The organism is Amycolatopsis pretoriensis (genome assembly GCF_900107925.1).
GTDB classification, from domain to species: domain Bacteria; phylum Actinomycetota; class Actinomycetes; order Mycobacteriales; family Pseudonocardiaceae; genus Amycolatopsis; species Amycolatopsis pretoriensis.
This window is the reverse complement of sequence record NZ_FNUJ01000002.1, coordinates 910,610-924,867: the sequence shown is the minus strand read 5'-3', so window position 1 is coordinate 924,867 and position 14,258 is coordinate 910,610. Positions and strand designations below refer to the sequence as shown.

General features: G+C 65.9%; 13 protein-coding genes. 6 read left to right on the top strand and 7 right to left on the bottom strand.

All coding sequences use genetic code 11. The features are described from left to right. The first annotated feature begins 352 nt into the window (after positions 1–352). Entirely contained in the window at positions 353–637 is a 285-nt protein-coding gene (locus tag BLV96_RS10970) for a hypothetical protein (RefSeq protein WP_086676951.1), read from the top strand. Positions 638–670: 33 nt separating this feature from the next. Here BLV96_RS10970 and BLV96_RS10965 read toward each other — a convergent pair whose 3' ends face one another. Then, positions 671–2,647: an ATP-binding protein gene (locus tag BLV96_RS10965; protein WP_158104144.1), complete on the bottom strand. Its 1,977-nt coding sequence runs from the start codon at positions 2,645–2,647 to the stop codon at positions 671–673. Between the two features lie 1,194 nt (positions 2,648–3,841). Here BLV96_RS10965 and BLV96_RS10955 point away from each other — a divergent pair. Both BLV96_RS10955 and BLV96_RS10950 read left to right on the top strand, forming a co-directional pair. Next, positions 3,842–4,306 carry a hypothetical protein gene (locus BLV96_RS10955; protein ID WP_244180158.1) on the top strand — a complete coding sequence of 155 codons (465 nt, stop codon included), beginning with the start codon at positions 3,842–3,844 and terminating at the stop codon, positions 4,304–4,306. Continuing rightward, entirely contained in the window at positions 4,303–5,361 is a 1,059-nt protein-coding gene (locus tag BLV96_RS10950) for a tyrosine-type recombinase/integrase (RefSeq protein WP_086676948.1), read from the top strand. Before BLV96_RS10955 ends, BLV96_RS10950 begins: the two co-directional genes overlap by 4 nt. Positions 5,362–5,404: 43 nt before the next feature. Here BLV96_RS10950 and BLV96_RS10945 read toward each other — a convergent pair whose 3' ends face one another. Further along, positions 5,405–5,959: a hypothetical protein gene (locus BLV96_RS10945; RefSeq protein ID WP_086676947.1), complete on the bottom strand. Its 555-nt coding sequence runs from the start codon at positions 5,957–5,959 to the stop codon at positions 5,405–5,407. A gap of 527 nt (positions 5,960–6,486) precedes the next feature. Between BLV96_RS10945 and BLV96_RS10940 the strand changes: the two genes are divergently transcribed. Beyond that, positions 6,487–7,257 carry a DUF2637 domain-containing protein gene (locus tag BLV96_RS10940; protein WP_086676946.1) on the top strand — a complete coding sequence of 257 codons (771 nt, stop codon included), beginning with the start codon at positions 6,487–6,489 and terminating at the stop codon, positions 7,255–7,257. A 537-nt stretch (positions 7,258–7,794) separates the two neighbouring features. Here the strand turns inward: BLV96_RS10940 and BLV96_RS49770 are convergent. The 5 genes from BLV96_RS49770 to BLV96_RS10915 all read right to left on the bottom strand — a co-directional run bounded on the left by BLV96_RS49770 (position 7,795) and on the right by BLV96_RS10915 (position 11,461). Continuing rightward, complete coding sequence (locus BLV96_RS49770; protein WP_158104143.1) at positions 7,795–7,965, bottom strand: hypothetical protein; 171 nt, start codon at positions 7,963–7,965, stop codon at positions 7,795–7,797. Positions 7,966–8,038: 73 nt separating this feature from the next. Beyond that, positions 8,039–9,100, bottom strand: coding sequence for a metal-dependent hydrolase family protein (locus BLV96_RS10930; RefSeq protein ID WP_244180157.1), 1,062 nt, complete (start codon positions 9,098–9,100; stop codon positions 8,039–8,041). A 156-nt stretch (positions 9,101–9,256) separates the two neighbouring features. Further along, on the bottom strand, positions 9,257–10,360 hold the full coding sequence (locus BLV96_RS10925) for an MAB_1171c family putative transporter (RefSeq protein ID WP_086676943.1): 1,104 nt from the start codon (positions 10,358–10,360) through the stop codon (positions 9,257–9,259). After that, on the bottom strand, positions 10,357–10,803 hold the full coding sequence (locus BLV96_RS10920; RefSeq protein WP_086676942.1) for a hypothetical protein: 447 nt from the start codon (positions 10,801–10,803) through the stop codon (positions 10,357–10,359). The genes BLV96_RS10925 and BLV96_RS10920 overlap by 4 nt, the downstream gene beginning before the upstream one ends. Positions 10,804–10,993: 190 nt before the next feature. Then, on the bottom strand, positions 10,994–11,461 hold the full coding sequence (locus BLV96_RS10915) for a helix-turn-helix domain-containing protein (RefSeq protein WP_208608197.1): 468 nt from the start codon (positions 11,459–11,461) through the stop codon (positions 10,994–10,996). A 323-nt stretch (positions 11,462–11,784) separates the two neighbouring features. On the opposite strand from BLV96_RS10915, the gene BLV96_RS10910 reads away from it, so the two are divergent. Together BLV96_RS10910 and BLV96_RS10905 are read left to right on the top strand one after the other, a co-directional pair. Next, complete coding sequence (locus BLV96_RS10910; protein WP_208608196.1) at positions 11,785–13,179, top strand: FAD-binding oxidoreductase; 1,395 nt, start codon at positions 11,785–11,787, stop codon at positions 13,177–13,179. A gap of 37 nt (positions 13,180–13,216) precedes the next feature. Continuing rightward, complete coding sequence (locus BLV96_RS10905) at positions 13,217–14,254, top strand: amino acid--tRNA ligase-related protein (RefSeq protein ID WP_244180156.1); 1,038 nt, start codon at positions 13,217–13,219, stop codon at positions 14,252–14,254. Positions 14,255–14,258 lie beyond the last annotated feature (4 nt).

Below are 14,258 nucleotides of genomic sequence, written 5' to 3'. Positions count from 1 at the left end.
TGCGCGGCATCTACCGTGAAGGCGCCACCACTGGTGTCGCGACCTCCAGGCGACTGTGCCCAGCTGCACTAGCTTTGACGGTACGCGGCTGCCCGGGTACCGCCGGATCGTCGAAGCTGACGGCCAGGTTGTCGGTTGGATCGCCGTGCACCAGTCCCTCGTGACCTCTCGGCCTAGACTGAACGGCAGCCGGCCGCGAAAGCCAATTTCCTTACCCGCTTAATCTGTTAGAGGCTAAGCGTTGTTTCGAGCGAGCAAGATCTCGGACACTCAATTACCCCATAGAGCGGCGCGTCGCGACCGGGTCAGGTGGCGGCATCTGAGCTCCGGTGGCTTCGGCTGCAGCGGTTCGTTGGCGTTGTTCGCCGAGCGTAGGTGTGAGCACACCACGGTCGGCGACATCACCGAGCGGGTCGTCGTCGGCCGCACGACCTTCTTCCGGGCGCCTCGGGCGAAGGAGGACGTGATCTTCCCGAATGATGACGTCCTGCTCGAGGCCGTCGAATCCCGCCTGGCCGGCTCGAACACCGGGATCAACGGCTCAGCCAGCTCCCAAAGCTCATCCGGCGCCAATCGCAACGACAACCGCTCGACCACAACCAAGATCATCGCCCACCAGCGACCGATCATCAGGTAAGGAACGCGCTTAGTGCTTGATCTGCTGGGGCGTTCAGTTCGCAATCAATTTCTCGTTTACCTTACTTGTGTCTGGATGATGGAGCGGACCGAAGATCGCCAAGGCGGCACTCCAGGCAGCCCTCGCGTCAGAATCTCTCCCGAGCGCGAGGTAAGCGTCGCCAAGATGTGCCAGCGTCGCGGCCTCGTAGGATTGGCTGCCGAGGTATCGCCAGATCTGGATTGCCTCGGCGTAGTTAATGGCCGCTTGGTCATAATTGCCGAGGTGATGGTGGATGTAGCCAAGATTGTGCAAGGAGTCTGCTTCTCCTTGCTTATCTCGACGATCGATGGAACGAAAAATGCTCATTGCTTCATTGCAATAGGTGAGCGCGCCCTCATGATTTCCTAGCCGGACCGCGCAACGTGCCATAGAGTTCAATGACCGAGCTTGTCCAACCTTGTTGTTGGCCTCTCTGAAGAGGTGGCGTGCGTTTTCTGCGTACTCGAACGCCTTGTTATTCTCTTTGTTTTCTTCATGGGTCAAGCTGAGGTGGCGAAGTGCGCGGGCTTGGCCTTCGGTGCTGCCTAATAAATGGAATAGATGAAGCGCGCGTTCATGGTTCTTTATGGCTTCCTGATAGTGGCCCGTTAGGCTATAAGCTCGGCCAAGTAGCCGGTAGGAATACGCCCGCGCGATTGGACTATTTTCCGCCTCGGCTGCGGCAGCAGCAACCCTTTGCGTGTTCAAGAAATCGTGCCAATATCCACGCCGATCGTAGTATGTCCCGAGAATCCATGGGAGTTGCCAGGCGTAAGTCATTGCACCTGTCTCGTAGGCGCAGCGTGCGACAGCTAGTATGGTGAGGTATTCTGCTGAAAACCATTGCGCGGACTCTTCGTAGGTCGTGATCTTGTCGAGGGGTTGCGGCGCGCCCTGGGTAGCTATTGCAAGGCTTTCGCGATACGGGTAGATAACTTTGTCTGCGTGCACGCCGACGGTCAAATAGTAGTTGAACATCAAAGTGAGAGCAGCTTCGCGTGCTTCAGGGCTTAGTTCGTTCGCCTTTTCTGCGGCATAGGAACGCAATAGGTCGTGAAAACGGTAACGCCCAGTCCGGTACTCGTCGATAAGATGTGCCCGAGTGAGTTGTGTCAGCAGGAATCGAGATTTCGCGATCGGGGCCCCTATCATGCTGGCCACGGTGTTCAAGCCGATATCTGGACCGGGATGAATCCCGAGGAGCCGGAATAGATTGGCGGCAGGTCCGTCGAGGGCTTGGTATGACCAGGAAAATACGGCTCTGAGGTCGAGGTCTGTGTCACCCAAGTCGAGCGCGTCCAGTCGCACTCGTTCGTCGTCGAGTTCGTTGACTAGTGAGTCGAGCGGCAGACTTGGCTGCGAGGCCGCGCGGGCGGCCACGATGCTCAGGGCCAGAGGTAGTCGGACGCACAGTTCGATGAGCTTGACGACCGCATGCCGGTCGCTTTCCATTCGCTCGCTGCCGATGTGTGCCGCGAGCAACTCGATCGCGTCCTCGGTGCCCAGTACATCGAGGGGCAGGCGGTGTGCGCCTTCCCGGACGATGAGGCTGTCCAGCCGATTCCGGCTGGTGATGATCACGGCGCACGAGGAGTCCCCTGGAAGTAGCGGACGGATGTGCTCGGTGTCTCTAGCGTTGTCCAGCACCACCAGGACGCGTCGTTCGGCCAGTAATCCTCGGTAGAGGGCCGCGGCGGCGTCGAGGTCCGCGGGGATCTCGTTCGGTCCGAGGCCTAGCGCGGAAAGAAAACCTTGTAACGCTTGCTCAGGTGCCATGGGAGCACGGGAGTCGAAGCCTCGCAGGTTGACGTAGAGCTGACCGTCAGGGTATCGATCACAGACCTGATGCGCCCAACGCAGGGCTAGGGCTGTCTTCCCAATACCTGCACTGCCGTTGATGGCCGCAATCGCGACCACGCCCGCCGGTTCGGACCTGGTGGCTGCGAAGATCAGCGTGTCGAGCCGTCGGAGTTCGTCGGACCGTCCCACGAAGTGGGGCGTAGACGCTGGTAACTGTCGTGGTATCGCCGGTGCGCCTTGCGGGCCACCGTCCCACGAAGCGGGTGTTGTCGCGCCGCCTTCAGACCTGTTGTACGCCATTAGTCCAGTCTCGCCGAGAGGAACCTCTTGTGAGCTGTAGACCGATCTAGAACGCGTCGTATGCAGGCGAACAGCCTAGTGGTTCTGTGGCTCTCCGGCCATCATCGCACGATCCGCGCTCGCGTCGAGCACGTCCTGTCCCCGATGAAGAAACTTCAAGATTCCCCGCGGCTACCGTCGCGCCGCGAGCACACTCGCCGACACAGTCTCCGGCATCGCGCATCTGCACAACATCCTCGTCGACGCCTGACGCAACCAGCCCCACCAACCACCCTGAGTTACGAGACAGCCCTTAGAGGTGGATTGGGTGAGCCGGAGGCCGTCATCCCTGGGTGACGCTGTCTCGGGGCAAGAGCCGGTCGACCGTGACGGTGCCCAGCGGTTTCGGCATGGTCTCGTCGAACCCCGGAGGGGTGCAGGCTGAGCTAACAGCCAGCGCGCGGTTTGCAGACGGGCGTCGACCAGACGGAGGTGCTTGGCTGCGGGCTGTGGTCCTCACTTGCCGGCGACGGTCAGCCCGCATCGCGTTCGGTGTGGTGGTCAGGACGCGGATCAGGTCGTTGTCGGTGAACCGCCCGGTGATCGCTGGGGTCCTGAGCGTCTGACCGATCTCCGTGGCCGGGCTGCAGGCCGGCTGGGGTGACCGCTTCGGCCATCGGGTCGTGGTCATCGACGCAGGCTCAGGTGTGTAGTTAGCGAGCAAGATCGTCTCGGACTCGGACACTCAATTACCCCATGAGGTGCGGGGTGGCTTCGGGGTTCAACTCGCGGGAATCTGCAGGTCAAGCCGGGAGTTGCAGGCGTGTAGCTAGTGAGCAAGATCGTCTCGGACACTCAATTACCCCATGAGGTGCGGGGTGGCTTCGGGTTCAACTCGTGGGAACCTGCAGGTCAAGCTGGGAGTTGCAGGCGTGTCGATAGTGAGCAAGATCGTCCTCGGACACAAATACGTGGGAGATCTCCCAAACCACAGAGTAACAGGCCCGCTACGGCGGGTCTTTCTGCCGTTCAGCTCCCGGCAGCCTCCACTAGGCTGATCTTGGACGCGCCCTCCCCTCGCGCTACACGCCGGGGAGGTGTCGCATGACCGGCATCCCGTCGTTGGCCCTGCCCGGCCGGATCATCGCGCCGGATCCGCAACGTTTGTCTCCGGGGCCTGCGCCGATGGGCTTGCCGCCGTTGCGGGATCTGCATGCGGCGGATGGTCCGCGGCTGTCGATCGCATTGATGGACGGGGGAGGCCGGCTGCAGGACCGCGGCGCCGTCGCGGCCCTCGGCTGGAGCGCGGGGGACCGTCTGCTGATCACCCTCGTCCGGACGCCGGTGGTGATCCGCCGGCGTCCGGACGGGGTGTTCGTCATGCCCCGCAAACCCTACGTCGCGCTCCCGGCTCCAGTGCGCCGCGGCTGCGGAGCCCTGGCGGGCAGCCGGCTGCTGCTGGTCGCCGACCCCGTCCACGACGTGCTCATCGTTCACCCGGAAGCTGCCGTGCAGGCGATGCTGCGCACCTTCCACACCTCGCTGGCCGCCCCCGAGGAGGCGTCATGACCGCGACCACTCAAGATCTCGAAGCGGCGCGGCTGCTGTTGTCGCGCCTCGGCGTGGATCCTGCCGACCTCATCGGTGACGCACCCGCCGGCGACGCCGACGGCGAGCGGCCACCGATACCGACGCTCGCCGAATGGATTCCGGTCGTGGCGGATCTAGTGTCGCCGAGCACGGCCAGCTCCTACGGGTCGTACTGGAAGAAAGCCGAAGCCAGGTGGGGCACACGGCCCATGGACACGATCACCGCCACCGAGATCAAGGCAATGGCCGAGTACGTCCGCAGCACCGCCCGAGTTCGCCGCAACTCCCGCGGCGGACGCAATGCAGCCGAGAACTTCATCGCCGCCGTCCGCTGCCTCTACAAGCACCTTGTCAACGACGGGCGCCTCGACGAGCGCGCCAACCCCGCCATGCGGGTCACCAAGCCGCGGCGCAACGCCTCCACTCGCCGCGCCCTCGCCTCTGACCGGATCAACGAACTCAATGACGTCGTGACCAGCACCGGCGACGACCCGGAGTTGGATGCGCTGCTCTGTCGGCTGCACGAGGAGAGCGCCTGTCGACGTGGCGGCGCGCTCGCCTTGCGCCGCGGCGACCTGGACCGGAGCCAATGCACGATCCTGCTGCGGGAGAAAGGCGAGACCGAACGCTGGCAACCGGTTTCACCCACGCTGATGCGGCACCTCCTCGCGCACTTCGACGAGCGGGGCGACGGCGAGCCGGAGAGCCAGCTGCTGCGCTACGCCAACGGCAAACCGATCACCAAGCGCCGCTACGACTACATCTTCGGCCGGGTCCAGAATGAGTTGGACTGGGCCAGAGCACTACAGGTCAGCGCCCACTGGCTGCGCCACACCACACTGACCTGGGTCGAACGCAACTTCGGCATCGGCGTCGCCCGTGCCTACGCAGGACATGCCGAGTCCGGCAGCGACCTGACAACCACCACCTACGTCAAAGCCGACATCAGCGAGGTTGCCGAAGCGTTGGCCGCGCTCACCGGCGAGCCACATCCGTTGGCGCCCGCTCGTCCACAGCGGTCAGCAACGGAGTAAACGGCAGCGGGCGCGGTCACGGAGACCGCGCCCGCTGCAGGCGTCAACTACCAGGGTTCCCGGAAGTGGCGGTCAGCGTGTCGTGGTAGGTCGCGAGCATGGTGTGGAGGACATGCTGCGGATAGACGACCAAGAGGTTGTGCTCGACCACTGAAGCCAGCAGAACCTGGTCGCCGGCCCGAATGCGACACCGCGACCGCAACCGCGCCGGCAGCGTGAGATTCATCGTCGGCGGCACGAATGCAGCCGTCGGCTTCTCTCCGGGCGCCACGATCAGCAGACCCGAGGACACCGAGAAGCGCAGCGCCCGCCCTGAAGGCCACGCCAGCTGCTGCAGTGCCATCCGCGCTGCCACGACACCGTTTCCGCCGACCTTTACCAGGCTGAAGGCGATCGAACCACCGTCCATCAGCGGGCCGAGCTCAGCAACCGGCAACGGGATCACCGGCTCGGTGCTGCGCCTGCTCTCCGGAAGGAGCAGCGACGTAACGATCTTGTCGGCAGCCTTGTTCGATGTGGAAGGCCACGATTCAACGAACGCAGCACCGGCGGGATCCGTGAGGTCTGTCCCGGTTTGGCTCACTTGGCGGTCTGCCATGACTATTCCAAGAGCATCTCGCAGCGGGAGGGCGAGGCAGCGTTCAACGGCCTCTAGCCGGCCGAACTGAACATGATTGAGTCTAGCCGTAATCGATCACGAGGATGTGAGGACGGTAAGTGGTTGCCGTCGGGATATCGCCGGAGTCGCTCGTGACCCGGCTTGTTAAGGGCGTTCGTACGAAGCGCGCTGTGGAGGTGCGCCTACGACTGTCGAAGGATTGGCGAGGCTGTGCTGGCTCAGCTCCGAAGACCATCGGTATCTGAACCCGCTGATTAAGAGTGGTGATCTTGAGGTTTCGGATGGTGTCGAGTGATGTCGGGCAAGGTCGTTTTCCTCGGTCTTGGGGTGGCGGCGGTGTCGGTCTGTGCCGCGGTCTGTCGTCGCGTGCGTGCGCTCTCGGGCTCCCCTCGGGCTCGCAACTGCCGTGCCGTGTCGCCTGGTCCAAGCCTCTCGTCAGCGCTATGTGATCGGTCGGGTGGGCGCGTTCGGAAAGCTGCCGAGCGCGCGACCAAGGCGGAGTGGTGATGAGGCGGTTCGGGGGCTGGCTTGCTCAAGACCTTGCTCTGTCCATTCAGTGTGCCTGTACCGGTCTGGTCGCTCTCGGCGCGGCGTATGCCTCGTACCGACACGGGCGCGAGTTCGCGTTGCGTTTCGGTGCGGATGCGGTGACGGCGTCGATCTGGCCGCTACTGGTTGATGGCCTGCTGACGATCGCGACGGTCGAGTTGTGGAAGACCCATTGCGGCGGCGGGTCGGGCCGGTGGTTGGCGTGGCTGGCGTTCGTGTTCGGTATCTGCGTGTCGTTGGTGGCGAACATCGGTTCGGCGCCGGCGTTGAGCGTGTTGCAGGTGACGGTCGCGGCGTGTCCGCCGCTGGTGTTGCTGCTGGCGGTCGAGCTGTTGAACGGCGCGTTGAAGCGGCGGTCTCGCGAGACTGGCTCCGAGACCGCCGGTGCTGGTAGCGAGACGTCTGGTCAAGCTCGCGAGACGGAGACGGATTGCGAGACCTCGATGCCGGTTCAGCCAGTCGTGGGTTCGACGTTGAGCGTGGAGGGTTGCGGGCGAACGGCTGAGCAGCGGATGTGTGAGTACTACGTAGGCGAGCGGGCCTGTGGCCGTACGCCAACGGGCGCCGAGCTGGACCGAGTGGCCGGAACGCACAACTACGGTCGGCGGATTCTCCGGAAGTGGAGGATCGAACAAGATCGGCAGGTAAACGGTGCTGGACGGACTGCGGCCGTCGACCCAGCAATAACGCCCACGAGGGCGGTCGTCAACTCGGGTCCACTATCGTGATGCGGCTCAGAGATCAGCTTGTTTGAGACCTGTCTGCGTCTTGAGGAGACCGGCGATCAGCAACGGAGCACTTTCCTCACGGCGCGGGTCAGCGCGATTTAGAGCACCCGAAGTGGTCTTGCCTTAGGCCGGCCGACAACTTGGCGGCCTCGCCGTGGGTGAGTCGTATGCCGACGGCCGGCCTCGCGCCCCTTGGCCTGGTGCACGGTCATTTCGGCGACGAGGTGAGGCATGGTTCATGCGGCTGGCCAAATCCGGCAACGCGCCGTGCTGTACCACCCCTCCGCCCCCAGGGAGGCCGTGCCGACGAGGACTGCCTAACTCTCTGAGGACGGACCTGAGCGTCTAGACGCACGGTCTGGCCGTTGAGGTACGAGTTCTCCAGCATCTCCGCAACCAACAGGGCAAAATCCTCCGGCGCTCCCAGCCGCTTCGGGTGCGGGACCGACCCTGCCAATCCCGGATCTGCCGGCTCGCCAAGTCCCGCGCCATCCGGGCCGCCGCCAGGCGTAGGACGTTGTATGTGCCGGATCATATTCACCGCACGGCGAGGATGTCGGTGTCTTGGAAGAGAACGTCGGTGAGCATGGCCCAGTCTCGGTCGTCCTTGTGTTCGGGGAGGTCGGCGTAGCGTTCGCTGAGGCCGGCCCAGTCGTCGTCGACGGCGGCTTCGGCGTAGCGCAGGATGAGGTGAAGCCGGCGAAACACCGATCTCGGAACAGTCCTGGATCGTCGGGGTGTCGGGCGGATGAGCTGCCCGACTGATCCAGCGCAGCGAACATCAACTCGATGCGGCGGCCGGTTTCCACGTTTGACCTCGGACGACGAGCGACTCCTGCCGGCCGAGGACACCGAGATCGGTGAGCGGGTCGCCGGGCACGACGAGCAAGTCGGCACTGTGGCAGGTTGCCAGCCTGCCGGTTTTGCCGTCGAGACCGAGGGCGCCGGCACTGACGACAGTGGCCATCTCGATGATCCGTTCGCGCGGGAAGCCGACGTGTTCATAGAGGCCGAGGGCACCGGCAAACTCGGTGAAGGGGGAGTGGCCGAGGCCCGCGTCGGTGCCGGGGATGAGCGGGATGCCGACACGGTTCATCCAGCGGAAGCGGTCGATGATGAGGGCCGCGCGTTCGCGGCCGAAGCGGTCGAGGAATCCGGGCCAGTCGGGCGGCCAGGCGACGCAGGCGTGGATACCGCGCCCGGCCATCCGCTCGGCGACGTCGTCGCGGGTGTCGTAGCCGCCGCCTCCGTCGCGGAGCCAGGTGCAGTGTTCGATGGTGGTGACGCCGGCGTCGACGGCGGCGGCGATGGCCTCGGTGCCGTGGGCGTGCGCGGCGACGGGAAGCCCCGCGGCACTCGCTTCTTCGACGATGGTGCGAAGTTCGGCCGGGGTGAATTGGGAAGCCCACATGGCGGGTGAATTCGGGGTGATGGAGCCGCCGGAAACCATGACCTTGATCAGGTCGGCGCCGAGCGCAGCGGTGCGGCGGACGCGGTCGCGAAGTTCCCGCTCGCCGTCGGCTTCGCCGCCGAGGAACCAGCAGTGGCCTTGCGGGACGGTGATCGGTGGGCCGGCGGCGACGATGCGGGGGCCGGGCAACTCGCCCGCGTTGACGCGGTCGCGGAGGCGGATGGCGAGGCCATCGCGGTCGCCGAGGTCGCGGACGGTCGTGACACCGGCATCGAGCAGCTGGCGGGCATGACGGGCCATTCGCTCGAGGAGATCGGCCTCGGAAACGTCGTGCACGCCGGCGACGGGATCCTGGCCGGGGTCGAAGACCAGGTGGACGTGGCAGTTGATCAAGCCCGGCAGGATGGTGGAGCCGGGGAAGTCCTGCCGCACGACGTCGTCCGCGGCGAGCCGCTCGACAGCCTCACGGGTGCCTATCTCGGTGATGGTGGCGTCGTCGACGAGGACGGCGCCGTCGGGGATTCGCTGCCCGCAGGGGCCGGGCAGGACCTGGGACGCGGTGAACAGCCGCTGGGGCATCGGCAGCTCCTAGGTCGCGGAAGACAAGGCGCGGGAAAGCCGGACGAGCTGGTCGACGTCGTCGTCGACGTCCGCCGTTGTGGGCGCGGCCACCACCACCGTGCCTTGGCTGTCCGGCGTCCGGCCGTCGGCCTGCCGTTGCATCGCGGTCGTGATCGCCGTGATCTGTTCGTGAGCCGGGCGTGCAGGGTCGTAACCGGCATCGATCAGGTGTGGGCCGAGCTGGACCAGTCCGTCGCGGATTTCGATGACGCGTCGCCAGTAGCGGTGGCCGAGCTGCAGCGGGAACGACGATCGAGCGGGATCGAGCTGGTCGCTGGGAAAGATGGCGTGCAGCCGTTGCCACAGCGGTTCGAGCGCGGTGAAGGCGTGCCTGCGGCGGAGCCACAGACGCAGCGCGGTGTAGCGGGCCGCGAATCCGACGTAGCAGACGCCGATGATGAACAAGTCCTTCGCCGGGGAGACGAGCGGATCGACCAGCTTCGCCAGCAGCCAGTCGCCGGCACCGGGATGCCTCGTCCAGCGGATGATGGTGACCACGCTCCTGGTGACGGCGACGAAGGTCGTGCCGGCGAGACCGATGGCCGAGACTCGGAACCCGAGCCGCCCGCGAGGGCTGGATTCGCCGGCGTAGCGCAGTGCCCAGCGGGCGGTCACCGTGCACGCGTATGCCGCGTAACCGCCGCCGAGCAGGTAGAACGGCGCCAGCCCGGGCAGGTTCATGTCGTGGGGCAGGCTGCCGCTGAGGGGGTACGCGGTCGCGCGCAGGTTCGCCGGCAGGCAGAGCACGGATACGGTCATCCCGGCGCAGACCGCGAGCAGGACCAGGCCCTCCACCCGGGCGCGGCCGCGGGATCCGCCGGTGGACAACAAGAAGAACAGCATCAGCGCGTAGCGGGACACGTTCAGCCCGAGGTTCACCAGGAGCTTGATCGTGCTGGCCGCCGGAAGGTCGCCGACCAGCCGAAAGCCCCAGGTGATCACCTCAGGCAAGGACAGGAGCTGGAGGGCGATGCACGCCACGACCGCCCACAAGCCGGGATCGCGCGGAGATGCGACCAGCCTCAGCAGGAACCAGGCCAGTGCCGCGAACAGGAACAGCTGCAGGATCACAGCAGGTCCACGGGATCGCCGAGGGTGGTTTGAGCGCGGCGAGCCCGTGGAGATCGGCCGGGCCGGGTCAGCAGCTGGGCTCGCACGGTCGTTTCGAGAAGCACGCTGGCGAGGGTTTCCGCCTCCCGTTCGAACTCCGTGTCGTAGGACGTGCGTCCGCGCAGCGCCCGCCGGATGACATCGGGCGGTATGTCCGGCATCAGGGCGCGCCAGGCCGCGTCGTCGTCCTCGTCGGACGGGTGGTCGGCCAGCAGGTGGCCGACTTCGTGGGCGATGATGTGTTCTTGGTGCAGGGGCGTGGTTCCGGCGCACTGGTAGACGATGTAGTCGGCTCGGCTGGTCTTGATCCACAGGCCGGAAGGGCCGGGGACGTCCATCGCCTGGGGGACGAGGTGGATCGGCTTGTCCCGGTGTTCGCCCAGCCGCAGGCAGACCTCGGCCATCGGTGTGGGGCCGTGGATCCGCGCTGCGGCCAGCCGTCGGCGGAGATCACGGCGAAGCCTCGTCCTGCGCCAATGACGACGCAATTCGCTACGAAGGTCTCCCAATCCGGCCCTCCCCTGCCAGGTTTGGATCAACTCCGGATCATCCTGGCAGATGTCGCGACGCCAAGGCGAGGTCCTTCTGGAGGCATCACCCCGACGTCGGATTGTCGCCGGTCTGCCTGCTGGTCTGGAACTCGATGTAATCGAGCACGCTCGACAGCTTGTCCGGCGGCAATGCGCTCGCTCGGAATGCGACGTCGAGCACTCCCTGGGCCGAGAACTTCGCCAGCAGTTCGTACTGGGCCTGGATCTCGCGACCGCGCTCGCCGTTGCCGAAGTACTCCAGCTCCACCCCGAAGTATTCGGCCAGATCCTGGGCCACCTCAAGACTCGGCTTGCTCGTGCCGTTCAGCAGGCCGTACAGGTGGCTTTTCGACACCTTGAGGCCCTGCCGGCCCATCTCCTCGGCGATCTCCGGCTTCGTGTAGGGACGCCCGTCATCGTGCTTCTTGACGCTGATCAGCCGCTCCAACCGCGCGGCGAAGGACTCGATTTCGACTGTGCGTTCCTTCTCATCGACGCGCTCGCTCGAAGCGTCGCGATCTGGCTCGGGCACTGCTTCACTCCTCCCGGGCTCCCCTCCCGTCCAGCTTAGAGGACTGGCATCCGGCCGCAGTCCGACACGGTTGACTTGAAGTCCGGTATTGCGTAACTTCGATCTAGCTGGATCCAGGATGTCGGACGCGGGTGGTTGCTCGCGATCCGCTGATCGAGTGTGACCAAGGTGTGCGTCCGACCCGCCGTGGATGACGTGAACGTCGGCGGTGGAACGAGGTCGGCGCCTTCGACAACCGACGCGACAAATCGAGATTCGGTTCTGCGCGGTATGCCCGCGCGGGATTTCAGCCCACGCTGCGCCGCTACGTGAAATGGATCCGGATGCGCGAACCGCAATCGAAGTCGATCGACCCCCGCTCGCTGCTGGGGGGCCGTGCCCTTTTCCCGGGCGACGAACAGTACGACGTGCGGCGACGCGTGTGGAACGGCATGCACGATCGCCAGCCGGCGATGATCGCCCGGTGCGGGAGCGCCGCCGAGGTGAGCGCGGTCCTGCGGTGGGCACGTTCCGAAGGCCTCGCGGTCTCCGTGCGTGGCGGCGGCCACAACGTCGCCGGCTCCGCCGTCGCCGACAACGCTGTCATGGTCGATCTCGCGCTCCTGAACGCCGTCGGCGTCGATCCCGTCGCGATGATCGCGGTGGCCGGGGGTGGCGCCCTGCTGCGTGATCTCGACGCGGCGACGACGACACACGGACTCGCGTGCCCCGCGGGCGTGGTGTCCCACACGGGACTGGGCGGACTGACCCTCGGCGGTGGATACGGCTGGCTCGCCCGCAAGTGGGGGTTGACCTGCGACCACCTCGCCGCGGCCGAGGTCGTCCTGGCGGACGGCGCGATCGTGGAGGCATCGCCGGACGGACACGAGGACCTGTTCTGGGCGCTTCGCGGTGGTGGGGGGAACTTCGGCGTCGTTACCAAGTTCACGCTTCGGCTGCGGAAGGTCGGACCGGTGGTCCACCAGACCGGCGTGTACGCACTCGCCCGGGCGGCCGAAGCGCTGGCCGCCTACGCCGGGTTTGCCGAACAGCAGCCGCTCGACCTGCACACCGTCGGCGCGTTGAAGACCGCGGGCCACCACAGGTGGATCCCGGAACGACTGCGTGGCAAGCCCGCTCTGTTCCTCACCGCGGGCTGGTTCGGGCCCGAAGCCGACGGTCCCGGCGCGATCGCGCCGCTGTTCCGGTCGGTGCCGCCGGACGGGCGCCTCGACCAGGTGCTGTCCTACGCCGATCTGCAGGCGTTGGGCGACTGCAGCGAACCGGCGGGAAACCGGTACTTCACGAAATCCTGCTACCTCAGCGACCTGACGAGCGCTCCGGCCGCCGCGCTCGTCGAGGCGGGCCACGAGATCACGTCGCCGTTGTCGAGCATCGACTTCGAGTTCCTCCGCGGGGCGATCGCGGACGTTCCCGATGCCGAATCGGCGTTCCCCAACCGGAGCGCGCCCTACATCGTCACGGCATCGGCGCAATGGACGGACGCCGGCGAGGACGAGACGCACGCCCAGTGGTCGCGGCAGGCCGTCGACCGCCTTTCCCCTTGGCAGCACGGTGGCGCGTACGTGAACTACGTCCAGGACGTGCGGCACCAGGGCACCACACACCTCTACGGCGACAACCGCTACCACCGGCTGGCGACGACCAAATCGTGCTACGACCCCGAGAACGTCTTCCGGCACAACCAGAACATCTCCCCGGTCGTGGCCGCCCACTAGCCCGCCGCTCCAGGAAGGCAGACGCGTGAACCCCACTGTGACAACTGTCGAGCCGCCCGCCAGCTGGGGCGGCAACGACCTGGCGACGTTGGCCCGGTCCCTCGGATCACCCTGGTACCGGCTGGTCGGCGACCTGCACGACATCATCCACGTGACCACCCTGCGGTACGCGAGTTCCCGCGGTTTGAAGAACCTCTTCCTGCCCGTCACCACCCGCACCGTGACGTGTCCGACGGCGTTGGGGAGCGACTCCGAGCCGGTGCCGGTGACCGTGAGCGGGGTGAACACCTACCTCGCCGACTCCATGCAGTTCGCCCTGGAGTACGGCTGCCGGGTCGCGCCCGGTGGGTGCTACACGATCATGCCGTCGTTCCGCGGCGAAGACCCCGACGAGACCCACCTCGGCCAGTACACGCACAGTGAGGCCGAGCTCCCCGGTGACCTGGATGCCCTGATCGAGTACGTGACCGGCTACGTCCGGGCGCTGGCCGCGGCGATCCTCGACCAGGCCGGCGACCGGCTCGCGGCGACGCGTGGTGACGTCTCCCACCTCGTCCGGATGGTGGAGACACCGGGGAAGTTCGCGGAGATGTCGTTCGACGAGGCCGTTCGCGCCGTCTCCGACGTGGCGGGAACCGTTCGCGACGAAGGGGATTGGCGCACGCTCACCCGGAAAGGCGAGCAGGTGCTGATGCGCCGGGTCGGCGAGTTCGTCTGGGTGCACCACTTCGACAGCCTGGCCGTGCCCTTCTACCAGGCGTTCGGTGACGAGTCCCGCACCACGGCCAAGAGCGCCGACCTGTACTTCGGGATGGGGGAGGTCGTGGGGTCCGGTGAACGCCACACCGGCGCGGAGGAGCTGCGGAAGTCCATGGCGCTGCACGGGGTCGACGAGCGGGAGTACGCGTGGTACGTCCGCATGAAAGAGGATTTCCCGATGCTGACGTCCGGGTTCGGGATGGGCGTCGACCGGTTCCTGATGTGGGTGCTGAAGCACGACGACATCCGCGACATGCCGTTGATCTCGCGCACGGGCGAACCGAAGCCGTGGCCCGCGTCCGTCACCCGCCCGTGACCAG

Coding starts and splice junctions, on each gene's coding strand:
- BLV96_RS10955 (WP_244180158.1), top strand. CDS start 3,842: ATGACCGGCATCCCGTCGTTGGCCCTGCCCGGCCGGATCATCGCGCCG.
- BLV96_RS10950 (WP_086676948.1), top strand. CDS start 4,303: ATGACCGCGACCACTCAAGATCTCGAAGCGGCGCGGCTGCTGTTGTCG.
- BLV96_RS10945 (WP_086676947.1), bottom strand. CDS start 5,959: ATGGCAGACCGCCAAGTGAGCCAAACCGGGACAGACCTCACGGATCCC.
- BLV96_RS10940 (WP_086676946.1), top strand. CDS start 6,487: ATGAGGCGGTTCGGGGGCTGGCTTGCTCAAGACCTTGCTCTGTCCATT.
- BLV96_RS10920 (WP_086676942.1), bottom strand. CDS start 10,803: ATGGCCGAGGTCTGCCTGCGGCTGGGCGAACACCGGGACAAGCCGATC.
- BLV96_RS10910 (WP_208608196.1), top strand. CDS start 11,785: ATGCGCGAACCGCAATCGAAGTCGATCGACCCCCGCTCGCTGCTGGGG.